This is a genomic window from Enterobacter sp. S-33 (genome assembly GCF_028735835.1).
Taxonomy (GTDB): Bacteria; Pseudomonadota; Gammaproteobacteria; order Enterobacterales; family Enterobacteriaceae; genus Enterobacter; species Enterobacter vonholyi.
Genome location: NZ_CP117838.1, coordinates 3,512,600 through 3,538,197 on the forward strand (window position 1 = coordinate 3,512,600; position 25,598 = coordinate 3,538,197).

The 25,598-nt window shown below is 55.0% G+C and carries 27 protein-coding genes; 10 read left to right on the forward strand and 17 right to left on the reverse strand.

All coding sequences use genetic code 11. The features are described 5' to 3' along the window. Positions 1-11: 11 nt before the first annotated feature. Positions 12-905: an N-acetylmuramic acid 6-phosphate etherase gene (gene murQ / locus PUP35_RS16540; RefSeq protein WP_274240631.1), complete on the reverse strand. Its 894-nt coding sequence runs from the start codon at positions 903-905 to the stop codon at positions 12-14. A gap of 117 nt (positions 906-1,022) precedes the next feature. On the opposite strand from murQ, the gene PUP35_RS16545 reads away from it, so the two are divergent. Continuing rightward, positions 1,023-1,871 (forward strand): MurR/RpiR family transcriptional regulator, encoded by an 849-nt coding sequence (locus PUP35_RS16545; protein ID WP_023333056.1) that lies wholly within the window; start codon positions 1,023-1,025, stop codon positions 1,869-1,871. Positions 1,872-1,917: 46 nt separating this feature from the next. Continuing rightward, positions 1,918-2,178 (forward strand): YfhL family 4Fe-4S dicluster ferredoxin, encoded by a 261-nt coding sequence (locus PUP35_RS16550; protein WP_008502177.1) that lies wholly within the window; start codon positions 1,918-1,920, stop codon positions 2,176-2,178. Here PUP35_RS16550 and acpS read toward each other — a convergent pair. The 12 genes from acpS to rseD all read right to left on the reverse strand — a co-directional run bounded on the left by acpS (position 2,175) and on the right by rseD (position 11,589). Further along, positions 2,175-2,555: a holo-ACP synthase gene (acpS, locus tag PUP35_RS16555; protein WP_023294331.1), complete on the reverse strand. Its 381-nt coding sequence runs from the start codon at positions 2,553-2,555 to the stop codon at positions 2,175-2,177. The genes PUP35_RS16550 and acpS overlap by 4 nt on opposite strands. Then, positions 2,555-3,286 (reverse strand): pyridoxine 5'-phosphate synthase, encoded by a 732-nt coding sequence (pdxJ, locus tag PUP35_RS16560; RefSeq protein ID WP_274240632.1) that lies wholly within the window; start codon positions 3,284-3,286, stop codon positions 2,555-2,557. The genes acpS and pdxJ overlap by 1 nt, the downstream gene beginning before the upstream one ends. A gap of 33 nt (positions 3,287-3,319) precedes the next feature. Further along, positions 3,320-4,027, reverse strand: coding sequence for a DNA repair protein RecO (gene recO, locus PUP35_RS16565; protein ID WP_115876088.1), 708 nt, complete (start codon positions 4,025-4,027; stop codon positions 3,320-3,322). An 18-nt stretch (positions 4,028-4,045) separates the two neighbouring features. Next, complete coding sequence (era, locus tag PUP35_RS16570) at positions 4,046-4,951, reverse strand: GTPase Era (protein WP_087449597.1); 906 nt, start codon at positions 4,949-4,951, stop codon at positions 4,046-4,048. Next, the gene (gene rnc, locus PUP35_RS16575) at positions 4,948-5,628 is read right to left on the reverse strand and encodes a ribonuclease III (RefSeq protein ID WP_003860711.1); all 681 of its coding nucleotides are present in this window, start codon (positions 5,626-5,628) and stop codon (positions 4,948-4,950) included. The genes era and rnc overlap by 4 nt, the downstream gene beginning before the upstream one ends. Before the next feature lie 222 nt (positions 5,629-5,850). Then, positions 5,851-6,825: a signal peptidase I gene (gene lepB, locus PUP35_RS16580; RefSeq protein ID WP_274240633.1), complete on the reverse strand. Its 975-nt coding sequence runs from the start codon at positions 6,823-6,825 to the stop codon at positions 5,851-5,853. 15 nt (positions 6,826-6,840) lie between these two features. Next, positions 6,841-8,640, reverse strand: a complete 1,800-nt coding sequence (lepA, locus tag PUP35_RS16585; protein ID WP_023308849.1) for a translation elongation factor 4 — start codon at positions 8,638-8,640, stop codon at positions 6,841-6,843. 185 nt (positions 8,641-8,825) lie between these two features. After that, the gene (gene rseC / locus PUP35_RS16590; protein WP_023308850.1) at positions 8,826-9,302 is read right to left on the reverse strand and encodes a SoxR-reducing system protein RseC; all 477 of its coding nucleotides are present in this window, start codon (positions 9,300-9,302) and stop codon (positions 8,826-8,828) included. Continuing rightward, positions 9,299-10,252, reverse strand: coding sequence for a sigma-E factor regulatory protein RseB (rseB, locus tag PUP35_RS16595; protein ID WP_023308851.1), 954 nt, complete (start codon positions 10,250-10,252; stop codon positions 9,299-9,301). The genes rseC and rseB overlap by 4 nt, the downstream gene beginning before the upstream one ends. Further along, complete coding sequence (gene rseA / locus PUP35_RS16600; protein ID WP_008502186.1) at positions 10,252-10,902, reverse strand: anti-sigma-E factor RseA; 651 nt, start codon at positions 10,900-10,902, stop codon at positions 10,252-10,254. Before rseA ends, rseB begins: the two co-directional genes overlap by 1 nt. Positions 10,903-10,933: 31 nt before the next feature. Beyond that, the gene (gene rpoE / locus PUP35_RS16605; protein ID WP_006176728.1) at positions 10,934-11,509 is read right to left on the reverse strand and encodes an RNA polymerase sigma factor RpoE; all 576 of its coding nucleotides are present in this window, start codon (positions 11,507-11,509) and stop codon (positions 10,934-10,936) included. Beyond that, complete coding sequence (rseD, locus tag PUP35_RS22050) at positions 11,506-11,589, reverse strand: rpoE leader peptide RseD (RefSeq protein ID WP_223605340.1); 84 nt, start codon at positions 11,587-11,589, stop codon at positions 11,506-11,508. The genes rpoE and rseD overlap by 4 nt, the downstream gene beginning before the upstream one ends. A 344-nt stretch (positions 11,590-11,933) precedes the next feature. On the opposite strand from rseD, the gene nadB reads away from it, so the two are divergent. Beyond that, positions 11,934-13,553: an L-aspartate oxidase gene (gene nadB / locus PUP35_RS16615; RefSeq protein WP_143345407.1), complete on the forward strand. Its 1,620-nt coding sequence runs from the start codon at positions 11,934-11,936 to the stop codon at positions 13,551-13,553. On the opposite strand, the gene trmN is transcribed toward nadB, so the two are convergent. Beyond that, a complete protein-coding gene (gene trmN / locus PUP35_RS16620; protein ID WP_271368244.1) occupies positions 13,538-14,275 on the reverse strand; it encodes a tRNA(1)(Val) (adenine(37)-N(6))-methyltransferase TrmN in 738 nt (245 codons plus the stop codon). The two genes, nadB and trmN, sit on opposite strands and share 16 nt — an antisense overlap. A 132-nt stretch (positions 14,276-14,407) precedes the next feature. Between trmN and srmB the strand changes: the two genes are divergently transcribed. Next, positions 14,408-15,736 (forward strand): ATP-dependent RNA helicase SrmB, encoded by a 1,329-nt coding sequence (gene srmB / locus PUP35_RS16625; RefSeq protein ID WP_023344704.1) that lies wholly within the window; start codon positions 14,408-14,410, stop codon positions 15,734-15,736. Between the two features lie 49 nt (positions 15,737-15,785). Here srmB and grcA read toward each other — a convergent pair whose 3' ends face one another. Then, a complete protein-coding gene (grcA, locus tag PUP35_RS16630; RefSeq protein ID WP_047652709.1) occupies positions 15,786-16,169 on the reverse strand; it encodes an autonomous glycyl radical cofactor GrcA in 384 nt (127 codons plus the stop codon). Positions 16,170-16,483: 314 nt separating this feature from the next. Between grcA and ung the strand changes: the two genes are divergently transcribed. Continuing rightward, complete coding sequence (ung, locus tag PUP35_RS16635; RefSeq protein WP_023333064.1) at positions 16,484-17,173, forward strand: uracil-DNA glycosylase; 690 nt, start codon at positions 16,484-16,486, stop codon at positions 17,171-17,173. Positions 17,174-17,213: 40 nt separating this feature from the next. On the opposite strand, the gene PUP35_RS16640 is transcribed toward ung, so the two are convergent. Continuing rightward, positions 17,214-18,347: a tRNA/rRNA methyltransferase gene (locus tag PUP35_RS16640; RefSeq protein WP_127731988.1), complete on the reverse strand. Its 1,134-nt coding sequence runs from the start codon at positions 18,345-18,347 to the stop codon at positions 17,214-17,216. Positions 18,348-18,551: 204 nt separating this feature from the next. Here PUP35_RS16640 and trxC point away from each other — a divergent pair, with 204 nt between their 5' ends. From trxC to PUP35_RS16670, 5 genes are all read left to right on the forward strand, one after another. Next, entirely contained in the window at positions 18,552-18,971 is a 420-nt protein-coding gene (gene trxC / locus PUP35_RS16645) for a thioredoxin TrxC (protein ID WP_111965120.1), read from the forward strand. Positions 18,972-19,040: 69 nt separating this feature from the next. Next, positions 19,041-19,739: a tRNA-uridine aminocarboxypropyltransferase gene (locus PUP35_RS16650; RefSeq protein WP_274240634.1), complete on the forward strand. Its 699-nt coding sequence runs from the start codon at positions 19,041-19,043 to the stop codon at positions 19,737-19,739. Positions 19,740-19,774: 35 nt separating this feature from the next. Further along, complete coding sequence (locus tag PUP35_RS16655; protein ID WP_274240635.1) at positions 19,775-22,438, forward strand: bifunctional acetate--CoA ligase family protein/GNAT family N-acetyltransferase; 2,664 nt, start codon at positions 19,775-19,777, stop codon at positions 22,436-22,438. Positions 22,439-22,548: 110 nt separating this feature from the next. Beyond that, entirely contained in the window at positions 22,549-23,904 is a 1,356-nt protein-coding gene (pssA, locus tag PUP35_RS16665) for a CDP-diacylglycerol--serine O-phosphatidyltransferase (protein ID WP_115876029.1), read from the forward strand. A 45-nt stretch (positions 23,905-23,949) separates the two neighbouring features. Further along, positions 23,950-24,273, forward strand: coding sequence for a YfiM family lipoprotein (locus tag PUP35_RS16670; protein WP_032643716.1), 324 nt, complete (start codon positions 23,950-23,952; stop codon positions 24,271-24,273). Here the strand turns inward: PUP35_RS16670 and PUP35_RS16675 are convergent. After that, on the reverse strand, positions 24,270-25,565 hold the full coding sequence (locus PUP35_RS16675) for an MFS transporter (RefSeq protein ID WP_127731993.1): 1,296 nt from the start codon (positions 25,563-25,565) through the stop codon (positions 24,270-24,272). The two genes, PUP35_RS16670 and PUP35_RS16675, sit on opposite strands and share 4 nt — an antisense overlap. Between the last annotated feature and the right edge of the window lie 33 nt (positions 25,566-25,598).

A 25,598-nucleotide genomic window follows, 5' to 3' on the forward strand; every position in this document is an offset into this window, starting at 1 on the left:
ACACGCCTCTGTTAGTGTTCTAATGCCGCCCGTAAGAAGCCGTTATGCGCATCGAGTTTTGCTCTCGCGGTCGCCGCATCCAGCCCGCTTAAAATCATCAGAATGGCAGGTTTAACATCATGATCGGTTTGTTTGAGTACCGCTTCGGCCTCTTCACGGCCTGCGCCCGTCGCCTCCATCACCATGCGGCAGGCTCTGTCCACCAGCTTGACGTTGGTGGCCCGCATATCCACCATCAGGTTCTGATACACCTTACCGAACTTCACCATCGCGCCGGTGGAAATCATATTGAGCACCAGCTTTTGCGCGGTCCCGGACTTGAGGCGCGTGGAGCCGGTCAGCGCTTCCGGCCCGACCACCGGAGAGATAGCGATAGCGGCCACCTGCGCAATCGGGGAGCCCGGATTACAGGAGATGGCCACCGTCGTGCAGCCGGTCTGGTTGGCGTATTCCAGGCCGCCAATGACGTACGGCGTGCGCCCGGATGCCGCCAGACCGACCACCAGATCCTTCTCCGTCAGATTCAGCGCCTTCAGGTCATCCTCGCCCAGCTGTTTGTTATCTTCCGCCCCTTCAACGGCTTTCAGCAGCGCACCGGGACCACCGGCAATTAACCCAACGACCAGACCATGCGGCACCCCAAAGGTGGGCGGACATTCTGACGCATCCAGGACCCCAAGACGCCCGCTGGTACCCGCCCCCATGTAGATAATGCGTCCGCCGGCCTTAAGGGCTTCCGCCGCCGCATCGACCGCTTTCGCCACCTCGGGTAATGTCTCTTTCACTGCCTGCGCGACCAGCGTATCCTGTTGATTAAAGCGGTTAACCAGCTCCAGGGTGGAGAGCGCATCCAGATCCATGGTTTGCGGGTTACGCGTTTCAGAAACAAGTGAGCCAAGATTCATTTTTGCACCTCAAGAATTTTTAATTCATAACAATCACACTATAATGGAATATAAAATTCATTCAGGCGAGCAAAATTCGTATTTGCGCAGATAATCACATTTTCGCCAGGAGACCGTATGAACTGTTTAATTCGCATTCGCCAGCGCTACGCAGGCTTTGCCCAAAGCGACAAGAAGCTGGCGGATTTTCTGCTTTCTCAACCCGATCGCGCGCGCCACCTCAGCTCGCAGCAGCTGGCGAGTGAAGCCGGCGTGAGCCAGTCGAGCGTGGTGAAATTTGCCCAGAAGATTGGCTTTAAGGGATTCCCCGCCCTCAAGCTGGCTATCAGTGAAGCGCTGGTCAGCAACCCCAATCCGCAGTCCATGCCGGTGCATAATCAGATCCGCGGAGACGATCCGATGCGGCTGGTTGGAGAAAAGCTGATCAAAGAGAACGTGGCGGCCATGCATGCGACGCTCGATGTGAATACCGAAGAGAAGCTGCTGGAGAGCGTGGCGATGCTGCGCGGCGCGCGGCGAATCATTCTGACCGGCATCGGCGCGTCCGGACTTGTGGCGCGTAACTTTGGCTGGAAGCTGACAAAAATTGGCCTTAACGCCATCGTCGAACAGGATATGCACGCCCTGCTGGCGACCGTACAGGCGATGGATCCTGACGATCTGCTGCTGGCCATCTCCTATTCCGGCGAGCGTCGTGAAATCAACATGGCCACCGATGAAGCGCTGCGCGTCGGCGGTAAAATTCTGGCGATCACCGGTTTTACGCCGAATGCCCTGCAGCAGCGGGCCACGCGCTGTTTATATACCATTGCCGAGGAGCAGGCCACGCGCAGCGCGGCTATCTCGTCCACCAGCGCACAAATGATGCTGACGGACCTGCTGTTTATGGCGCTGGTGCAGCAGGATCTGGAGCGAGCGCCAGAGCGCATTCGCCACAGCGAAGAACTGGTAAAGAAACTGGTTTGACGCGTATAATGCCCGCCCAGTTTGTGTTGTTTCTGAGAATTTCCTGATGGCGCTGTTAATTACCAAAAAATGCATTAATTGCGATATGTGCGAGCCCGAATGCCCGAACCAGGCCATTTCGATGGGCGACAGCATTTATGAGATTAACAGCGACCGCTGCACCGAATGTATCGGCCACTATGAAACGCCGACCTGCCAGAAGGTGTGCCCGATCCCCAATACCATCCTGAAGGATCCGGCGCACGTCGAGAGCGAAGAGCAGCTGTGGGATAAGTTTGTCCTGATGCACCACGCGGACAAACTTTAACTTTCGATGATCACCGTCGCGCTGGCATAGTGGCGTTCATCCGCGATCGTCACGTGCATGTGATTCACGCCCAGCTTCTCTGCAAGCTTTTGCGCCTCGCCCCATAAACGCAGGCTTGGCTTACCCAGCTCATCGTTAAACACTTCAAACTGGTTGAACGCCAGACCGTTACGAATGCCGGTCCCGAAGGCTTTGGCCGCCGCCTCTTTTACCGCAAAGCGCTTTGCCAGAAAACGCACCGGCTGTTGATGCGCTTCCCAGATGGCCCATTCGTTATCGCTCAGCACGCGCCTTGCGAGGCGATCGCCGCTGCGGGCGATCACCGCTTCAATGCGGGCTATTTCAACGATATCGGTACCCAAGCCCAGAATGGCCATTACTGACGCGCTTCCTGCATCAGGCGTTTCATTTCTGTAACCGCCTCTTTCAGGCCGCTCATCACCGCGCGGCCAATGATCGCGTGACCGATGTTCAGCTCGTGCATTTCCGGAATGGCGGCAATGGCCTTCACGTTATGGTAGGTCAGGCCGTGACCGGCATTGACCTTCAGGCCCAGGCTTGAGGCATACGTGGCCGCCTTAGCAATACGCTCCAGCTCTTTCGCCTGCTCGGCATCGTTTTTGGCATCGGCATAGCAGCCCGTGTGGATTTCGATATACGGCGCGCCCACGTCGGCCGCCGCTTTAATCTGGGCGAAATCAGCGTCAATAAACAGAGAAACCAGGATACCGGCATCCGCCAGGCGCTTGCAGGCATCGCGCATTTTGTCGAGCTGGCCGGCCACATCCAGACCGCCTTCGGTGGTCACTTCCTGGCGTTTTTCCGGCACCAGGCAGCAGAAATGCGGCTGAGTCTCACAGGCAATCGCCAGCATCTCTTCGGTGACCGCCATCTCCAGATTCATACGGGTGTCCAGCGTCTGGCGCAGAATGCGCACGTCGCGGTCGGTGATGTGGCGGCGGTCTTCACGCAGATGAACGGTAATGCCGTCGGCGCCAGCCTGTTCAGCGATAAATGCCGCCTGAACCGGATCGGGATACGCCGTGCCGCGCGCATTACGCAGCGTGGCGATATGATCGATGTTGACGCCTAACAGTAATTCAGCCATGACAATCCTCGGTTTTCTTTTCGATTCTGTGGTCTAACGTTTCGGCACAAACTGCCTGAATAATTCGCGGCTCTTTAAGGGCTTGCCGCCAAGATACGGCTTGAGGGCAATCCGGGTAAAGCGTTTTGCTGCGCGCAGGGTATCCCGATCGGGAAACTCGCGCTCATACAGCGCCCGGAGCTGGCGCCCGGTAAAGGTGCTGTTGTCGATCACGACGCTGGCAATAAAGCCTTTTTCTTCGCGGTAGCGGTAGGTCATGGAGTCTTCCACTTCGTCACCGCTGCCCGCACAGTGCAGAAAATCGACCCCGTACCCAAGATGACCCAGCAGCGCCAGTTCAAAACGCCGCAGCGCAGGCTCGGGCGTGCCGGTTGCGCCAGCCAGCGCCTGGATACAGTGCAGATAATCAAAGAAAAGTTCAGAGAAGCGAGTCTCATGTTCAAGAACGCGAGAGATGAGTTCATTGACATACAGACCGCTGTAGAGCGTGATGCCGGAGAGAGGAAGCGCCAGGGAGACGGCTTCGGCGCTGCGCAGGGTTTTAACTTCCCCTCGCCCACCAAAGCGAACCAGCAGCGGCGTGAAAGGCTGTAGGGCGCCTTTCAGGTTAGAACGTTTGGAACGTGCGCCTTTGGCAACAAGGCGCACGCGGCCCGACTCTTCCGTGAAGACGTCCAGCATCAGGCTGGTTTCGCTCCAGGGACGACTATGCAGAACGAAGGCGCGCTGCCATCCTTCCATCATACTCGTCGTCTTGAGTTACTGGTCTTCGCCGTAACCGAGGCTGCGCAGAGCACGCTCATCATCGGCCCAGCCAGATTTCACTTTCACCCACAGTTCGAGGTGAACCGGCGCTTCGAACATCTCCATCATGTCCTTACGGGCTTCAATGCCGATGGTTTTGATCTTGGCGCCTTTATTGCCGATCACCATCTTCTTCTGCCCTTCGCGCTCAACGAGGATCAGGCCGTTGATGTCGTAGCCGCCACGCTCGTTGCTCTGGAAACGCTCGATCTCCACCGTCACAGAATACGGCAGTTCAGCGCCCAGGAAACGCATCAGCTTTTCACGAATGATTTCAGACGCCATAAAGCGCTGAGATCGATCGGTGATGTACTCTTCCGGGAAGTGATGAATCGCTTCCGGCAGATGCTTACGCACGATGCCCGCGATGGTGTCCACGTTCAGACCCGTCTCTGCAGACAGCGGAACGATGTCGAGGAAGTTCATCTGGCTACCCAGCCACTGCAGATGCGGCAGCAGATCGGCTTTTTCCTGCACGTTGTCCACTTTGTTGACCGCGAGGATGACCGGCGTTTTGCCGTCACGCAGCTTGTTCAGCACCATCTCGTCGTCCGGCGTCCAGCGGGTGCCTTCCACAACGAAGATCACCAGCTCCACGTCGCCAATCGAGCTGCTCGCCGCCTTGTTCATCAGACGGTTGATGGCACGCTTCTCTTCCATGTGCAGGCCCGGGGTATCGACGTAGATCGCCTGATACGCGCCTTCAGTATGGATACCGACGATGCGGTGACGCGTGGTCTGCGCCTTACGCGAGGTGATAGAAATCTTCTGCCCAAGCAGATTATTCAGAAGAGTGGATTTGCCAACGTTCGGACGTCCGACGATGGCAATAAATCCGCAATAGGTCTTTTCTTCGCTCATTCCAGCTCCAGCATTTTTAACGCCTGTTCGGCGGCAGCCTGTTCAGCCTTACGACGGCTTGAACCTGTGCCCACCACCGGTTCACTCAGGCCACTGACCTGGCAATGGATGGTAAATTCCTGATCGTGCGCTTCGCCACGAACCTGCACCACCAGATAAGACGGCAGCGGCAGATGACGTCCCTGCAAATACTCCTGCAGACGCGTTTTCGGATCTTTTTGTTTATCGCCCGGGCTGATTTCGTCCAGACGGGTCTGATACCAGTTAAGGATCAGCTTTTCTACGGTCTGGATATCGCTGTCCAGGAACACACCACCAATTAATGCTTCGACCGTATCGGCAAGAATAGATTCACGACGGAAGCCGCCGCTTTTCAGTTCACCCGGCCCAAGACGCAGACATTCGCCCAGTTCAAATTCGCGCGCGATTTCCGCAAGGGTATTACCCCGAACCAGTGTGGCGCGCATGCGGCTCATATCCCCTTCATCCACACGCGGGAAACGATGATAAAGCGCATTCGCAATCACGAAACTTAAAATAGAGTCGCCTAAAAACTCGAGACGCTCATTATGTTTGCTGCTGGCACTGCGGTGGGTTAATGCCTGTTGCAACAACTCCTGATGATGAAAAGTGTAGCCCAGCTTCCGTTGAAGCCGATTAATTACGATGGGGTTCATGCGATACCAATAAATGAATGCGTCAAAAATGCAGCACACGAAACCGACCTGAGAAAACCAACGCGGTTTCGTGTGCCGTGGCACCCTTGCAGGGCCAACCTTAAACTTCGGGGGAATATTCTATACACAACGACAGGGGATGTCGTTAGTTCGAAGAGATTTATCGTGGAAATAATTCACGTAGCCGCTAATTAAAGCGGCTACGCGTTCATTTATTGAGAATTAATGGATTCCGCCGATACGATTCAGGCGTACACCGGTCGGCCATTCGCCTTCCTGCTTCTCAAAACTCATCCAGATGGCGGTAGCTTTACCGACCAGATTCGCTTCCGGCACAAAGCCCCAGTAACGGCTGTCCGCTGAGTTATCGCGGTTGTCACCCATCATGAAGTAATGCCCTGGCGGTACAATCCAGCTCGCGAGCTGCTGGCCCGGCTGACGATAGTACATACCCAGCTGATCCTGCGCGATCGGCACGGTGAGGATTCGGTGCGTCACATCGCCCAGCGTCTCTTTACGCTCAACCAGACGAATGCCGTCCTCTTTGGTTTCACCTTTCGGTACCTGGAAGAATCCGCTGGTCGCTTCGCCGCCGTTACGACGAGCAAAGGTCTGCACAAAATCACTTGGCTCAACGTTTGAGTAGGTGACTGGCAGCGCGTTTTCGCATGCGGTACCGGAGCTGCAGCCCGGCTGAACGGTGACTTCTTTCGCAACCGGATCGTAAGTCACTTTATCACCCGGAAGACCTACCGCGCGCTTGATGTAGTCGAGGCGCGGATCTTCCGGATATTTGAACACCACGATGTCGCCGCGTTTCGGATGACCGGTTTCGATCAGCGTTTTCTGGTAGATCGGATCTTTAATGCCGTAGGCAAACTTCTCTACCAGAATAAAATCACCGATCAGCAGCGTTGGCATCATTGAACCTGATGGGATCTGGAACGGCTCGTAAATAAACGAACGTACGACCAGCACAATCGCCAGCACCGGAAATACCGAGGCGCCCGTTTCCAGCCAGCCCGGTTTCGGGCCGACTTTCTTCAGGGTTTTCGCGTCAATCTCATCGCCAGTGGCTGCCTGTGCGGCAGCCTGACGTTCGCGACGTTTTGGGGCGAAGATAAACTTATCCAGACACCACAGCAGACCTGTCACCAGGGTAGCAATGACCAGGATCAGGGCAAACATGTTCGCCATGCCAACTCCTTAGGGTTATTTGCCGTCTTTACCAACATGAAGGATGGCAAGGAATGCTTCCTGCGGCAGCTCGACGTTACCGACCTGCTTCATACGCTTCTTACCTTCTTTCTGCTTCTGCAGCAGCTTTTTCTTACGGCTGACGTCACCGCCATAGCACTTCGCCAGTACGTTTTTACGCAGCTGTTTCACGGTGGAACGCGCGATAATATGGTTGCCAATGGCCGCCTGAATCGCGATATCGAACTGCTGACGCGGGATCAGATCTTTCATCTTCTCAACCAGCTCGCGGCCACGGTATGGCGCATTGTCGTTGTGGGTGATCAGCGCCAGCGCATCCACACGCTCTCCGTTGATCAGCACGTCCACACGCACCATGTTGGAGGCCTGGAAGCGTTTGAAGTTGTAATCCAGTGACGCATAGCCACGGGAGGTCGACTTCAGACGGTCGAAGAAGTCGAGTACCACTTCCGCCATCGGGATTTCGTAGGTCAGCGCCACCTGGTTACCGTGGTAAACCATGTTGGTCTGCACGCCGCGCTTCTCAATACACAGCGTAATGACGTTGCCCAGGAACTCCTGCGGCAGCAGCATGTGACATTCGGCAATCGGCTCACGCAGCTCGTGAATATTGTTCAACGGCGGCAGCTTGGATGGGCTGTCGACGTAGATCACTTCTTTCGAGGTGGTTTCAACTTCATATACTACCGTCGGCGCGGTGGTGATCAGGTCCAGATCGTATTCACGCTCCAGACGCTCCTGAATGATCTCCATGTGCAGCAGACCAAGGAAGCCGCAGCGGAAGCCGAAGCCCAGCGCCGTTGAGCTTTCTGGCTCATAGAACAGGGAGGCATCGTTCAGGCTCAGCTTGCCAAGCGCATCACGGAAGTTTTCGTAGTCGTCAGAGCTAACCGGGAACAGGCCCGCGTAAACCTGCGGCTTCACCTTTTTAAAGCCTGGCAGCGCTTTATCTGCCGGGTTACGCGCACCCGTCAGGGTATCACCCACCGGCGCGCCGAGGATGTCTTTGATGGCGCAGACCAGCCAGCCTACCTCGCCGCATGTCAGCTCGGTGCGGTCAACCTGTTTTGGCGTGAAGATACCCAGACGGTCGGCGTTATAGACCTGTCCGGTACTCATAACCTTGATTTTGTCGCCTTTGCGCATGGTGCCGTTTTTAATACGCACCAGGGAGACAACGCCCAGATAGTTATCGAACCAGGAGTCGATAATCAGCGCCTGCAGCGGGGCATCCGGATCGCCTTCCGGGGCCGGAATATCACGCACCAGACGTTCCAGCACGTCGGTGACGCCGACACCGGTTTTCGCGGAGCAGCGCACGGCATCGGTCGCGTCAATGCCGACAATATCTTCAATCTCTTCCGCTACGCGCTCAGGATCGGCGGCTGGCAGGTCGATCTTGTTCAGAACCGGCACAACTTCGAGATCCATTTCCATCGCGGTGTAGCAGTTTGCCAGGGTCTGGGCTTCAACGCCCTGCCCGGCATCCACCACCAGCAGCGCGCCTTCACAGGCCGCGAGCGAGCGTGAAACTTCATAGGAGAAGTCAACGTGGCCTGGGGTGTCGATAAAGTTTAGTTGATAGGTTTCACCATCAGCCGCTTTGTAATCAAGCGTAACGCTCTGCGCTTTAATGGTGATACCGCGTTCGCGTTCCAGGTCCATGGAGTCCAGAACCTGGGCTTCCATTTCACGATCAGACAGGCCACCGCAAATCTGGATAATACGGTCAGACAGCGTCGACTTACCGTGGTCAATGTGAGCAATGATCGAAAAGTTACGTATGTTCTTCATATAGTTAAATAATTATGCCTTACGAATTCCTGGAGGCCGCTGTTCTTAGCCTGACGTTTTTCAGTGCGAAAACGCAGCATTCTACACTACATCCTCGCTACCTGGAAATGCACTTAGAGACTGGTATAGCGTGAAGAAAGGACGTTTTCTGTTTTAGGGTGTAAAAAAAGATAAAGCCCGATGGATCACCGGGCCTCAGAAGAGAGCGTTTCAACACGAAGCTGGTCTGGCGCCAGCCCAACGCTGAGAATGACAGGCTGCCACTCCTCGCGCGCGGCGAGTGTTGGGGAGAGACCTTTGGCAAGCCAGAATCCCCCTACGCCACCCAATGCGGCACCGCACATAGCGGCCACATCGGTACCAAACAGCATCTGAAACAGACCACCCATGATAAACAGGCCGACCAGCGGAGAGAGATACACCAGCATAGCGGAGCTGAGCAGGCTGCCTTCCGCGATGCCCAGTTCCACCTTCTGCCCGGCCATCAGCGGCTGTTCGCTTGGCACTGAAATCGTGTGCGATGTTTGTGGTCCGAGCTTGTTCAGCACGCGGCTGCCGCAACCGGCTCGGGATGCACAGCTATTGCATGAGGCTTTAACATCGCAGCTCACCAGCGCAATGCCGTTTTGCCACGAGACTACCGTCGCCCACTCTTTGATCATTGTGCGGCCCTGAATTTAATGCTGTCGGAGATGCGCTTCGCCGTTTGCGGAGGGAGTTCTCCCACAATGGTGATCTCTGCATTATCGCGTACCGTTGTACTCACCGTACGGCGCCCGGTACGCAGCATTTGTTCAGCGCTGTTTGCCGTTGCGCGATTGATATTCACCGAGAAGCTAAACAAACCATCTGAATAGAGGCGCGATTCCACCGGCGTTTCAATCGTTGGCAGCTGACGACGGCTGCTGGACACTTCGCTAAACCCTTGTGGGATCCAGGCAGGTACCCAGTTGAAATTAACGGAATCCCCGGCAGGAACAGAAAGTAGCGGCGGCAGGCTGGCCTTAGCCAGATTCTGCATGCTGTTGCCAACCTGATTGTTCACGCTGAAGGAGATAACGCGGAACTGTTCCAGCGTTTCACCGTCACGGTCAAGCAGGTCTACACGCATCGGGAGTTTAGTTTCAGCGTCGATCCAGACAATATAGCTGTAACGCGTTCCATCCCGGGCGACAACGCGGATCACCTCGCAAAGTCTGTCCGCAATACGCGTACGCCCTACCGAAATAAAATCGTAGTAAGGGGCAAGCCGTTTGAAGTCGGTGTAAATGAGTGACGGCAGGGAATCAACGATATAGTCGCCATTCAGCGTGAAAGGCTCCAGGCCGGGCTCGAAATAGCTGATTTCGTTACCACGCTGGACAACTTCCCGACGCGGACCATCCATCTGTAAAAGCTGGGCGAGCGGCTGGTTATCAAGACGGGCATGGCGATAGCGTAACGACTCGACGCCCTGCTTGTTGATGCTGATAAATGCCAACTCGTAATTGAGTGACTGGCTGGCCAGATTCATTTGCTGCAACAACGCCCCGGATGATACATCAGCCGAGGCGTTGGCAGAGAAGAACAGGCTACCCGCCATCAGAGACATGGCGAACCAAAGTTGCTTCATTACTGCGATTGCGTTCCTAAAGTTTGGTTTCCGGGCACCTGCACAGCAGCTTGCTGTGTCTGCGCCTGCTCAAACTGAAGCTGTTCAGAGTGCAGACGACGCTGCAACTCGTAATCCTGCAACATCGCATTAATGCGACGGCGCTGCTCCTGAACCTGCTGTTGCTGGCCGCCGCTGGCGGAAGCATCAGCCGGTACGCCCAGGCTTACCGGGCTGGCTTTGCCCATCATCGGCAGTGTGTTAAACACTGGCGCTTCTGGCTGCTGATTAGTTTCAGACTGAGTATTATAGTGCTGGACGCCAACAATAACTGCAAGCGATACGCATGCAGCCACACCCATTTGGGTAAGCTGGCTGGCCCACGGGCGCACCTTTTGCCAGAATGGCATTTTCTGCCACTGGTGAGGTGCGGGTTGAGCTTCAGGAATCAGCGGAGTGGTCTGATGAACAGGCTCATTCTCAATCGCCGCCATTACGCGGGCTGAGATATCGAAATGGAGAACCTCGCCGGTGTCACCGCGAAGGGTGTCACGGATGAGATGGTAACTCTCCCAGGTCTCTTGCATTTCGGGAGAATGAGACAGCTCGTTGAGCAGCTCACTATCTACCGTTTCACCATCCATTAAAGCGGAAAGTTTTTCTTTCTGCATGCCTAATACCTTTTCCAGTATCCCGCTATCGTCAACGCCTGATAAGCGGTTGAACTTTATTATCAATAGCTTCTCGCGCACGGAAAATTCGTGAACGTACCGTGCCGACCGGACAATCCATGATAGCGGCTATCTCTTCATAGCTCAGACCATCAAGCTCCCGTAACGTAATTGCCATGCGTAAATCTTCCGGGAGCGACTCGATCGTGCGAAAAACGATTTGTCTCAGTTCTTCTGACAACATTAAGTTCTCAGGGTTCGAAATTTCTTTCAATGCGCCGCCACTTTCGAAGTTTTCGGCGTCGATTGCGTCCACATCACTAGAAGGCGGACGACGGCCCTGAGCGACCAGATAATTCTTAGCCGTATTGACCGCAATACGGTACAGCCAGGTATAAAAAGCACTATCTCCCCGGAAAGAATCCAGCGCGCGATAGGCCTTAATAAAAGACTCTTGCACCACATCAGGCACATCGCCTGACGGTACATAACGGGAAACCAGGCTCGCCACCTTATGCTGGTAGCGCACCACCAGTAGGTTAAAGGCTTTCTGATCTCCCTTCTGGACCCGTTCAACCAGGACCTGGTCCGTTAACTGCTCGCTCATCCGAGGTAATGTCTCCCCAAACCTAAATTCCACGCGTTATCGAAACGCCACTCTAAAAATACCGCACTTTGAGCAAGCACCGAATTAGAGTGTCTGATCTTCAATAAGTTCCGTAACGCCTTTGTTTTTGTTCATCGCGCCGCAGACTGTTCATTTTCTCTCATTATAAGTCTGTTCACGATACGCACCAGTTTCTGACAAGAAACATCTTTTTCCCGCCAGAAGAGTAACGCAACACAGGCTTTATTTCACCACAAAATCTGACGCTAACGATCTGCTTCGCAAAATAATTTCACTCATTTACCCTCCGTTTACCTCAACTTAAGCGTTTAGCCATTGCAACAGTCGCTAAAAAAATACGTGCGATATATCGCATTCGAGTGCTATTCTGACCCAACACTGTTTAGTAAATTAAACAACAATCATGAACACAACACCTGAACTCCATTGTGATGTACTGATCATCGGCAGCGGTGCTGCCGGTCTCTCTCTGGCGCTGCGCCTGGCCGAGCATCAAAACGTTATCGTTCTGAGTAAAGGGCCGATAAGCGAGGGTTCCACGTTTTATGCCCAGGGTGGCATTGCCGCGGTGTTTGATGAGACAGACAGCATTGCATCCCACGTTGAAGATACGCTGATTGCCGGGGCCGGGATCGTGGATGCACACGCCGCAGAGTTTGTCGCCAGCAATGCCCGTCATTGCGTGCAGTGGCTCATCGACCAGGGCGTCTTATTCGATACGCAGGTTCAACCCAACGGTGAAGAGAGCTACCACCTGACGCGCGAAGGCGGCCATAGCCACCGCCGCATCCTGCACGCAGCAGATGCCACCGGAAAAGAAGTGGAAACCACGCTGGTCGGTAAAGCACTGAACCATCCTAATATTCGGGTTCTTGAGCGGAGTAATGCCGTTGACCTGATTATCTCTGACAAGATTGGCCTTCCCGGCACGCGTCGCGTGGTGGGCGCCTGGGTCTGGAACCGTAATAAAGAGAAGGTGGAAACCTGTCAGGCAAAGGCTGTAGTACTGGCTACGGGCGGGGCCTCCAAAGTGTATCAGTACACCACGAACCCGGACATTGCCTCCGGAGACGGTATCGCTATGGCCTGGCGCGCCGGCTGCCGGGTGGCGAATCTTGAGTTCAATCAGTTTCACCCAACCGCCCTGTTCCACCCTCAGGCGCGCAACTTCCTGTTGACGGAAGCCCTGCGCGGCGAAGGCGCCTATCTGAAACGCCCTGACGGCACCCGCTTTATGCCGGACTTTGACGCCCGTGGCGAACTGGCTCCCCGCGATATCGTTGCTCGCGCCATCGATCATGAAATGAAGCGTCTTGGCGTTGACTGCATGTATCTTGATATCAGCCATAAGCCAGCAGCGTTTATTCGCCAGCATTTTCCAATGATTTATGAAAAGCTGCTCAATCTTGGCATTGATTTAACGCGCGATCCGGTGCCGATTGTGCCAGCCGCCCACTATACCTGCGGTGGCGTAATGGTTGACGATCATGGGCGTACCGATGTGGACGGACTTTATGCTATCGGTGAGGTCAGCTATACCGGGCTTCACGGCGCGAACCGTATGGCTTCTAACTCGCTGCTTGAATGTCTGGTGTACGGCTGGTCGGCCGCAGAAGACATCACGAAGCGCATGCCCTACGCCCGCGAGACTGAGCACCTGCCAGCCTGGGATGAAAGCCGCGTGGATAACCCGGACGAGCTGGTCGTGATCCAGCACAACTGGCATGAACTACGGCTGTTTATGTGGGACTACGTCGGAATTGTGCGCACCACAAAACGTCTTGAACGCGCATTGCGCCGCATCACTATGCTGCAGCAGGAAATTGATGAGTATTATGCCAATTTCCGCGTATCCAATAATCTGCTGGAGCTGCGCAATCTGGTGCAGGTTGCCGAGCTGATCGTCCGCTGCGCGATGATGCGTAAAGAGAGCCGCGGGCTGCACTACACCCTGGACTACCCGAATCAGCTTGCTGAGTCCGGCCCGTCGATACTCGCCCCGCAGGTTTACATAAACAGATAAAACGCCTGGGTCAGGGCAGTGTAATCTTCGGAATAACGCTGGTCTGGCCCACGGATCACCATTCGATCGTTAAAGCATTCCCCCTCTTTCGGCGAGAGCGCCAGCAGTACGCGGTGCGGCAGTCGTCCTTCCGTATCCGAAATATCGGTACGCAGGCGTAACGTCCAGCCGATCTCCTGCGCGATACCGATGAACGTGTTGCCGGTACTCTCAGGCAGGACCACGCAGAAAAAACCTTCTTCGGAGATAAGCTCGGCAGCACTGGTGAGCAGGGCCTTGTGATCGAGGGAACCGGTATAACGCGCCTGCTCACGCTCGGGGGTACCGCACTCAACGCCGGGCTCGTAGTAAGGAGGGTTGCTGACGATCAGATCGTAACGCGCGGTTTGTTCAGGCGCCCAGGCGAGCACATCGGCGCATTCCACTTTCATGCGGGCAGCCCAGGGGGATTCGGCTACATTTTCATTCGCCTGATCTGCCGCTCGCGCATCCAGCTCGACGGCATCAATGGTGACATGCTCTTCCGTGCGCTGCGCCAGCATTAACGCCACCAGCCCGCTGCCGGTACCGATATCAAGAATACGCTTAACCCCTGCGACAGGCGCCCATGCACCCAGTAAAATACCGTCCGTACCGACCTTCATGGCACAGCGATCGTGAGCGACAAAAAATTGTTTAAACGTAAAACCATCGCGGCGCAGCTGCGCTTTGAGTTGAGACATGTCGGGGCAACCTTCTAAGTGAAACTGGAGTAGCATAGGGGAAAGCGAAGTGGCCGAAAAGCGATATCCATACAAACAGATGAAGATTACAGCCGTAACGTCTATAATCAGCGCCCCACACAGAGGTAGAACATGACTGTAACGACTTTTTCCGAACTTGAACTCGATGAAAGCCTGCTCAATGCACTTGAGAGCAAAGGCTTTACACGCCCGACCGCCATTCAGGCAGCGGCCATTCCGCCTGCGCTTGAGGGCCGCGATGTGCTCGGTTCTGCGCCAACCGGCACGGGGAAGACAGCAGCCTATTTGCTGCCTGTGTTGCAGCATCTGCTCGACTTTCCGCGTAAAAAATCTGGCCCGCCGCGTATTTTAATCCTGACGCCGACGCGCGAACTGGCAATGCAGGTTGCCGATCACGCGCGTGAACTCGCGGCAAATACTCATCTGGATATCGCCACCATTACCGGCGGCGTCGCGTACATGAACCACGCAGAAGTGTTCAGCGAAAACCAGGACATCGTCGTTGCGACGACGGGCCGCCTGCTGCAGTACATTAAAGAAGAGAACTTCGACTGCCGCGCGGTTGAAACGCTGATCCTCGACGAAGCCGACCGCATGCTGGACATGGGCTTTGCACAGGATATCGAGCACATTGCCGGGGAAACACGCTGGCGTAACCAGACGATGCTGTTCTCTGCCACCCTCGAAGGGGAAGCGATTAAAGACTTCGCCGAGCGTCTGCTGGAAGATCCGGTAGAAGTGTCGGCGACGCCGTCCACCCGTGAGCGTAAGAAGATCCACCAGTGGTACTACCGCGCGGACAACCTTGAGCACAAGGTCGAATTGCTGAAACACCTGCTGAAGCAGGAAGATGCGCTGCGCACAATCGTGTTTGTGCGTAAGCGCGAGCGCGTGCACGAGCTGGCAGAAATGCTGCGTAACGCCGGGATCAACAACTGCTATCTTGAAGGCGAGATGGCGCAGATCAAGCGTACCGAAGGCATTAAGCGCCTGACCGACGGTCGCGTTAACGTGCTGGTTGCTACAGACGTGGCCGCTCGCGGGATCGACATTCCGGACGTCAGCCATGTGATTAACTTCGATATGCCGCGCAGCGGCGATACCTATCTGCACCGTATTGGCCGTACCGGTCGCGCGGGCCGCAAAGGTATTGCTATCTCACTGGTTGAAGCGCATGACTACCTGCTGCTGCAGAAAATTGGCCGCTATGTTGACGAGCCGCTGAAAGCGCGCGTTATTGATGGCCTGCGCCCAACCACGCGTGCGCCGAGTGAAAAAATGACGGGTAAACCGTCCAAGAAAGCGCTCGCGAAACGTGCTGAGAGAAAAGAAAAAGAAAAAGAGAAACCGCGCGTGAAGCAGCGCCACCGCGACACCAAGAATATTGGTAAGCGACGTAAGCCAAGCTCTGCCGCACCAGAGACGAAAACTGAAGAGTAAAAAAAGCCGGGGAAATCCCCGGCTTTTTTATTCCCCCCTGCTGAAGCCGTTACAGGCTTTCAGTAAAGGTACGGGCGATGACGTCGCGCTGCTGTTCTGGGGTCAGAGAGTTGAAGCGTACCGCATAACCAGACACGCGAATGGTCAGCTGTGGATATTTTTCTGGGTGCTCAACCGCGTCCATCAGCGTTTCGCGACGCAGTACGTTTACGTTAAGGTGCTGACCACCTTCCACGCGCACTTCCGGTTTCACTTCCATTGGAATTTCACGGTACTCGATTTCGCCCAGTTTGTTCACCGGCACGATTTCATCTTCAGCAAAACCCGCTTTCGCAACGACACAACGCGCTTCGTTTTTCTCGCTGTCCAGCAGCCAGAAAGAGTTGAGCAGATCGTCATTTGCAGCTTTAGTAATCTGGATACCTGTAATCATGTGTTGCCTCCCTTAGGCTACATTAACTGATGTCGGCCTCTCGCGGCCAATTGGTAAAACCATTGTTTCTTGTGTGTATATATATCATTCACACCCCGGTGATTTATTGATTTAAATCAACAAAAACACCAACCACACAAAGAGTGTGGCTTGAATTTATTGTTTTAGATCAATTTCATGACCTTACCAATTCAATTTTACCTGCACATTTTCAACATAAATTTAGCCACTTAGCGCACATTTCAGCGTGTAATTTTGCTCATCGGGGTTAAACAGGTAAGCTAGTCACAGATTGAGATTCGCAGGAGAGCGAGATGACAACACCTTTAACCTGGCATGACGTGCTGGCAGAAGAAAAGCAGCAGCCTTATTTTATCAATACGCTGAGCACCGTTGCCGCTGAGCGTCAGTCAGGACAGACGATTTACCCGCCGCAGAAAGACGTGTTCAACGCCTTTCGCTACACCGAACTGAGCGATGTGAAAGTGGTCATTCTGGGCCAGGATCCCTATCACGGCCCGGGCCAGGCGCATGGGCTGGCATTTTCCGTACGTCCGGGCGTGGCGATCCCCCCTTCTCTGCTCAACATGTATAAAGAGCTTGAAGGAACCGTGCCCGGGTTTACCCGGCCAAACCACGGCTACCTGGAAAGCTGGGCGCGTCAGGGAGTGCTGTTACTGAATACGGTACTCACCGTACGGGCTGGCCAGGCGCACTCGCACGCCAGCCTGGGCTGGGAGACGTTCACCGATAAAGTCATCAGCCTGATCAACGAGCATCGTGAAGGGGTCGTGTTTTTACTCTGGGGATCGCATGCGCAGAAGAAAGGGGCGATTATTGACCGTCAGCGCCATCACGTGTTGAAAGCGCCGCACCCGTCACCGCTGTCTGCACATCGCGGTTTCTTTGGCAGTAATCATTTTGTTCTGGCGAACGAATGGCTGGAAAAACGTGGCGAAACGCCCATTGACTGGATGCCTGTGCTACCGGCTGAGAGCGAGTAGTAATTGAATGTGCCGGGTATGCCCCGGCACATGAAGAGGCTTATGCCTTATTCTGACGCCACCACTCGGCCAGCAGTACGCCGGTCGCAACGGATACGTTCAGACTTTCCACATTGCCTGTCCCATCGATTGAGACGCTCAGATCCGCACTGGAGAGCGCCGCGTCAGACAGACCATCGCGTTCCTGACCTAATACCAGCACCATTTTACGCGGCAGCGTCGCTTTAAACAGCGGCGTACCGGCATGGCTCGAGGTGGTCACGATGGAATAGCCCGCTTTACGGAACTGCTCAAGAGCATCCAGCACGCTGTCGCCGGTGATCGGCTGCACGTGCTCGGCTCCGCCTTCCGCAGTACGGATCGCGGCACCGGATTCCAGCAGTGCAGCATCCTGCAACAGCACGCCTTTCACGCCAAAGTGCGCGCAACTGCGCATCATTGCGCCCAGGTTATGCGGGTTGCCCACATCTTCCAGCGCCAGCACGCAGTCATCGGCATCCGCCTGGCTGACCCACTGCTGCACGGTCGTGCCGTTACGTTTTTTGATCAGGAAGCAAACGCCGCCGTGGTGTTCAGTACCGGAGGCTTTGGTCAGCTCGGCATCATCAACCACGTGGTAAGCTTTCCGGTTCGCGGCCATCCAGCGCAGGGCTTCTTTGAAGCGCGGGGTTACGCTCTGGATAAACCAGGCGCGGACGATACACTCAGGACGGCTCTGGAACAGCGCCTGGCAGGCGTTTTCACCATACACGCGAGTCTCTTCCGCACGCTGGCGGCGCAGCACTTCCGGGTCGATAAAGCTTTTACCGCTGATACCGCCGTGATCGGCTTTTTCCGGCGTCTCATCGCCAGGGGCGCGAGAAACGGTACGCCACGGGGAGGCATTATCACGTGAGAAGTCTTCCCGCGGCCGGTCATCGCGTGGACGGTCACTACGCGGGCGGTCGGAACGCGGACGGTCATCGCGTTTGCGATCGTCACGTTTGCGGTCATCACCGCGGTTATTTCTGTCATCGCGGGCGGGGCGACGGCCACCGTCAGCACGAGAAGAAGACGCCGGACGCCCGCCACCTTTTCCGGTACGCGGATTTTGGGTGCGTTTATCAGAGTCATCATCACTGCGGACATACATCACTTTGACCTTGCCGCTTTTGTTTTTCATTTCGTCGTTCATGCTTTTCTCCACCAGCGCTGCGCGAAGCGCGCAGATTACCCGATGTGCCAGCGCATAGCCATAATTTCGTACAAAAGCCTGTGACTATTGTTCTCATTGAATAAAACGCATTGTTGTTTCAAACAGGCTCATTGATAATATGTAACATATTAGAAACATTATCGGCGTTCCGCCGCTGTCCCACGGCTCTATCAGAGGTTAGTTATGAATACCGTATGTGCCAACTGTCAGGCTCTTAACCGCATTCCGGACGATCGGATGGAAGATGGTGCGAAATGCGGACGTTGCGGCCATGAATTGTTTGATGGTGACGTCATTAACGCAACGGGTGCTACGCTGGACAAACTCCTCAAGGACGATCTTCCTGTCGTGGTCGATTTTTGGGCGCCATGGTGCGGTCCTTGCCGTAGCTTCGCGCCAATCTTCGAAGATGTGGCCGAAGAGCGAAACGGAAAAATGCGGTTCGTTAAGGTCAACACTGAAGCTGAGCCCGAACTGAGCGCCCGTTTTCGCATCCGCAGCATCCCGACCATTATGATTTTTAAAAATGGTGAGGTGATCGATATGCTCAACGGTGCAGTTCCAAAAGCACCTTTTGAAAGCTGGTTAAACGAGTCGCTGTAACATTCACGGGGTACATCTTGTGCCCCGCTGCCGCCTCTGCGAAAATAGGGTTTTTCCTGCATTTCGCCCATGACTGATAACGCTGTTCTTCAACTACGCGCCGAACGCCTTGCGCGCGCCACTCGACCGTTCCTCGCCCGAGGCAACCGTATTCGCCGCTGTCAGCGCTGCCTGCTGCCGCTGAAGGTTTGCCTGTGCGAGACGCTGGCCCCGAGTACGGCACAGAGCCGTTTTTGTCTGGTCATGTTCGATACCGAGCCGATGAAACCCAGCAATACGGGACGCCTTATCGCCGATATTCTCCCGGATACTGCGGCTTTTCAGTGGTCCCGAACGGACCCCCCTCAGGCCCTGCTCGACTTAGTGGCTAGTCCGGACTATCAGCCGATGGTCGTTTTCCCCGCCTCTTATGCAGGCGTGGATCGCCAGGTGCTTTCGACGCCGCCATCCGGTAAACCGCCGCTATTTATTATGCTGGACGGCACCTGGACCGAAGCGCGAAAAATGTTTCGCAAAAGCCCGTATCTCGACGCGCTGCCGGTTATTTCTGTCGACCTTTCCCGCGTCTCCGCCTACCGCCTGCGTGAAGTGCATGCTGACGGACAATACTGCACCGCCGAAGTGGCCATTGCGCTTCTGGATCTGGCGGGTGATACCGCTGCGGCTGGCGCCCTGGGCAACCATTTCTCCTGTTTCCGGGAACGCTATCTGGCGGGAAAAACCGTTCATAAGGGCAGCGTCACAGCAGCCGAGACGGAAAGCGTTTAAAATCATCAGGTCGCTTGCATTCACAGGAGGCCTGCATGAGCCAGCGAGGGTTAGAAGCGCTACTTCGTCCTAAATCCATTGCCGTCATCGGCGCATCAATGAAACCGGATCGTGCTGGCTATCTGATGATGCGCAACCTGCTGGCCGGGGGATTTAATGGTCCCGTTATGCCCGTCACGCCCGCGTATAAGGCGGTTCAGGGAGTGCTTGCATGGCCTGATGTACAGAGTCTGCCTTTCGTACCCGATCTGGCCGTACTGTGTACAAATGCGAAACGGAATCCGGAGCTGCTGGAATCACTCGGCAAGAAAGGCTGTAAAACCTGCATTATTCTCTCGTCTCCGCCTGAACAGAAAGTCGAGCTTCTGGCCTGCGCCAGCCGCTATCAAATGCGCATTCTTGGGCCAAACAGTCTCGGCCTGCTCGCTCCCTGGCAGGGCTTAAATGCCAGCTTCTCTCCGGTTCCGATCCGCAAAGGCAAGCTCGCGTTTATCTCGCAGTCGGCTGCGGTATCGAACACTATCCTCGACTGGGCGCAGCAGCGTGAAATGGGATTCTCCTACTTCATTGCCCTGGGCGACAGCCTGGATATCGACGTTGATGAGCTACTGGATTTTCTGGCACGTGACGGCAAAACCAGTGCAATCCTGCTTTATCTTGAGCACCTCAGCGACGCGCGTCGTTTTGTCTCGGCTTCTCGAAGCGCTTCGCGCAATAAGCCGATCCTGGTGATCAAAAGCGGGCGAAGCCCTGCGGCACAGCGCCTGCTGCATTCGCATTCCGGCATGGATCCCGCCTGGGACGCCGCCATCCAGCGCGCGGGGTTGCTGCGGGTGCAGGATACACACGAACTTTTTTCCGCCGTTGAGACGTTAAGCCATATGCGCCCGTTGCGCGGCGAGAAGCTAATGATCGTTAGTAACGGTGCCGCCCCTGCCGCGCTCGCTCTGGATGAGCTATGGCGGCGCTTCGGCAAGCTGGCAACGCTAAGTGAAGAGACGCTGCAGCGCCTGAAAGAAGCGCTTCCGACCAGCGTGACGCCCGGCAACCCGCTTGATTTGCGCGATGACGCCAGCAGCGACCGCTACATCAAGGCAATTTCAATTTTGCTGGATAGCCAGGATTTCGATGCGCTGATGATTATCCACTCACCCAGCGCGGTCGCGCCGGGCAGTGAAAGCGCGCGCGCGCTCATTGAGGCCGTACGCAACCATCCGCGAGGCAAATATGTCACCCTGCTCACCAACTGGTGCGGTGAGTTTTCTTCTCAGGAGGCGCGGCGCTTGTTCAGCGAGGCCGGGCTGCCAACCTACCGCACGCCGGAAGGCACCATCACCGCGTTTATGCATATGGTGGAATATCGCCGTAACCAGAAACAGCTGCGCGAGACGCCGGCGTTGCCCGGGAATTTGACGGCCAATACCGTTGACGTTCACAGGCTGTTGCAGCAGGCCATTGAAGAAGGCGCGACCTCGCTGGATACACATGAGGTCCAGCCGATTCTGGGCAGCTACGGGATGCAAACCCTGCCGACCTGGATCGCCAGCGACAGCGCTGAGGCCGTGCATATTGCCGAGCAGATTGGCTATCCGGTTGCCCTGAAGCTGCGCTCCCCGGATATCCCGCATAAGTCGGATGTGCAGGGGGTCATGTTGTACCTGCGCACGGCAACGGAGGTGCAGCAGGCAGCTGATGCCATCTTCGATCGTGTGAAAATGGCCTGGCCGCAGGCGAGGATCCATGGATTGCTGGTGCAAAGTATGGCCAACCGCGCTGGTGCTCAGGAATTACGGGTGGTGGTTGAACACGATCCCGTCTTCGGTCCGCTCATCATGCTGGGAGAAGGCGGCGTTGAGTGGCGTCCGGAAGAGCAGGCCGTGGTGGCGTTGCCGCCTCTTAACATGAATCTGGCGCGTTATCTGATTATTCAGGCGATTAAAAGTAAAAAGATCCGCGGCCGGAGCGCGCTGCGTCCGCTCGATATTGCCGGGCTAAGTCAGTTCCTGGTGCAGGTCTCTAACCTGATTGTAGATTGTGCCGAGATCCAGCGGCTGGACATTCATCCGCTGCTCGCCTCCGGCAATGAGTTTACGGCGCTGGACGTGACTCTGGATATCGCACCATTCGAAGGAGACAGAGAGAGTCGCCTGGCAATCCGCCCGTATCCCCTGCAGCTGGAGGAGTGGGTTGAGATGAAAAATGGTGAACGCGCCTTGTTCCGCCCTATTCTGCCGGAAGATGAGCCCCAGCTGCGAGCCTTTATCTCTCAGGTCACGAAAGAGGATCTTTATTATCGCTATTTTAGCGAAATCAACGAATTTACCCACGATGATTTAGCCAATATGACCCAGATCGACTACGATCGAGAAATGGCGTTTGTTGCCGTTCGTCGCGCCGATAAGGGTGATGAGATCCTCGGCGTTACGCGTGCGATTTCTGACCCGGATAACGTCGATGCGGAGTTTGCGGTGCTGGTGCGCTCCGATCTTAAAGGCCTGGGTCTGGGAAGACGGTTGCTGGAAAAACTCATCAGTTATACGCGAGATCACGGATTGTTACGCCTTAATGGCATTACTATGCCTAACAATCGCGGTATGGTGACCCTGGCGCGAAAACTTGGGTTTGACGTTGATATTCAGCTTGACGAAGGTATTGTTGCCTTGTCCCTTAGTCTGACATCAGCCAGCAAACGCGAGTAAGCTACTGGAAATGTTACCCACTTTGGACGGGACTGGTGGTATCATTGTCCGCTTATGTTGTTTGCATGGTACAGACAACCCTTCAATGAACAGAGAAGATACGCACTGTGATGTTGTCAAAATTTAAGCGTAATAAACATCAACAACACCTTGCTCAACTACCGAAGATTTCTCAGTCAGTTGATGATGTAGAGTTCTTTTACGCTCCCGCTCATTTTCGGGAGACGCTTCTGGAAAAGATTGCCAGCGCCACACGACGCATTTGCATTGTGGCACTGTATCTTGAACAGGATGAAGGCGGGCGCGCGATCCTGAACGCGCTCTATGACGCCAAACGTCAGCGCCCGGAACTTGATGTTCGCGTGCTGGTAGACTGGCATCGAGCTCAGCGTGGCCGTATTGGCGCTGCCGCGTCAAACACCAATGCTGACTGGTATTGCCGTACGGCGCAGGAAAATCCTGGCGTCGATGTGCCTGTTTATGGCGTCCCGGTTAATACCCGTGAAGCGCTCGGCGTCCTTCATTTCAAGGGATTCATCATTGATGACAGCGTGCTGTACAGCGGCGCCAGCCTCAATGATGTCTACCTTCATCAGCTCGATAAATATCGCTACGACCGCTACCATCTGATCCGTAATCCGCAGATGGCCGATATCATGTTTAACTGGGTTGATAAAAATCTGGTCCACGGCCGTGGCGTTAACCGCCTTGACGATCCCGAGCGTCCTAAAAGCCCGGAAATCAAAAACGATGTTCGCGCCTTCCGCCAGGAGCTGCGTGATGCGGTCTATCATTTCCAGGGCGATGCGAACAACGAAGAGTTATCCGTTACACCGCTGGTAGGACTCGGCAAATCAAGCCAGCTGAACAAAACGATCTTCCATCTGATGCCGTGTGCGGAGCAGAAACTCACCATCTGTACGCCGTACTTTAACCTTCCTGCCGTGCTGGTGCGTAATATCATTCAGCTGCTGCGCGACGGTAAAAAAGTGGAAATTATCGTTGGTGATAAAACGGCAAACGACTTCTTCATTCCTGAAGATCAGCCGTTCAAAATCATCGGTGCGCTGCCTTATCTCTATGAGATTAACCTGCGTCGTTTCCTGAGCCGCTTACAGTATTACGTCAACACTGACCAGCTGGTTGTGCGTCTCTGGAAAGATGAAGACAATAGTTACCATCTGAAAGGCATGTGGGTCGACGATGAGTGGATGTTGCTGACCGGTAACAACCTGAACCCGCGCGCATGGCGACTGGATCTGGAAAACGCTATCCTGATTCATGACCCGCAGCATGAGTTAGCCGCCCAACGTGAACGCGAGCTGGAGCTGATTCGCACCCATACGACCGTGGTGAATCACTACCGCGAACTGCAGAGCATTGCCGATTATCCGGTAAAAGTTCGCAAGCTTATTCGCCGCTTACGTCGTATCCGTATCGACCGACTTATCAGCCGTATTCTGTAATATCCAGGCCCTGTCACCCGCAGGGCTTTTTTATGGAGCCCGTTGATGCGTATTCCTCTGTTACTGAGCGTCCTTTTCCTGAGTGGCTGTAGCCATATGGCCAACGATAGCTGGTCCGGACAGGATAAAGCACAGCATTTCCTCGCTTCCGCGATGTTGTCCGCAGCCGGTAATGAATATGCCCAGCATCAGGGATACAGCCGGGACCGTAGCGCGGCGATCGGGCTGATGTTCTCAGTAGGTCTTGGGGCATCAAAAGAACTGTGGGATAGCCGCCCCGCAGGGAGCGGCTGGAGCTGGAAAGATTTCGCCTGGGATGTTGCCGGCGCAACGACCGGCTACGCCGTGTGGCAAATGGCGCGCTATTAAAGTCGGATACCTTTCCCTTTGCGATGCAGCATCAGGGAAACAATAAAAGCCAGAGCCCCCATACCCGTTACGTACCAGAAGAATGTCGTTTCGCTTCCCCATGACTTAAGCGACAACGCAACGTACTCCGCCGATCCGCCAAACACCGCGTTGGCTACCGCATAAGAAAGCCCTACTCCTAACGCACGAACCTGCGCCGGGAACATCTCGGCTTTCAGTATCCCGCTGATTGAGGTATAGAAACTGACAATCACCATCGCCACCATCACCAGCGCAAACGCGGCATATGGCGAAGTCACATGCTGAAGGGCAGACAGAATAGGTACGGTACATAACGCCGACAGCCCGCCAAAAATCAGCATCGACGTTCGTCGACCGATTTTATCCGAGAGCGCACCGATAATAGGTTGTATGAGCATAAAGACAAACAGCGCCACGGTCATGACTACGCTGGCAACGTTTGCGTGCATGCCGGTGGTGTTCACAAGGTACTTCTGCATATAGGTGGTGAACGTGTAGAAACTAAGAGAGCCGCCCGCGGTGAAGCCCAGCACCATCAGGAAAGCTTTGCGGTTACGCCATAACCCTTTGAATGTTCCCGCCTCCTTCAGCATCCTGACCTCTTTCTGAGAGGTTTCATCTAGCTGACGGCGTAGCCAAAGTGCAACAACCGCCAGTACAGCGCCCATTGCGAAAGGGATCCGCCATCCCCAGGCGTGAAGCTGTTCGTCCGTCAGAATTTGCTGCAGGATCACCACCACAAGAATGGCCAGCAGCTGACCGCCAATCAGCGTGACGTACTGGAATGACGCGTAAAAACCTTTACGACCTTCCAGTGCAATTTCACTCATGTAGGTTGCACTGGTACCGTATTCACCGCCCACCGATAATCCCTGGAATAAGCGGGCCAGCAAAAGTAGCGCCGGTGCCCAGGTACCAATCGATGCATATCCCGGTAAGCAGGCGATCACCAGCGAGCCAAAGCACATCATGCACACCGAGATCAGCATAGAGGCCTTACGCCCGCGACGATCCGCAATGCGGCCAAACAGCCAGCCCCCGATGGGTCGCATCAAGAATCCTGCGGCAAATACCCCTGCCGTTTGAAGCAGCTGCGTTGTGGTGTTGCCGGAGGGGAAGAAGATATGTGCGAAGTAGAGTGAACAGAATGAGTAGACGTAAAAGTCGAACCATTCAACCAGATTCCCTGAAGAGGCGCTGACGATTGCCCATACCCTTCTTCGGGTATCACTGTGACCCAGCGTCCCGTTTGATGTCATGCTTTCTGTCATTGTGATTATGCTCCTGCCATAAACTGCGGCGTA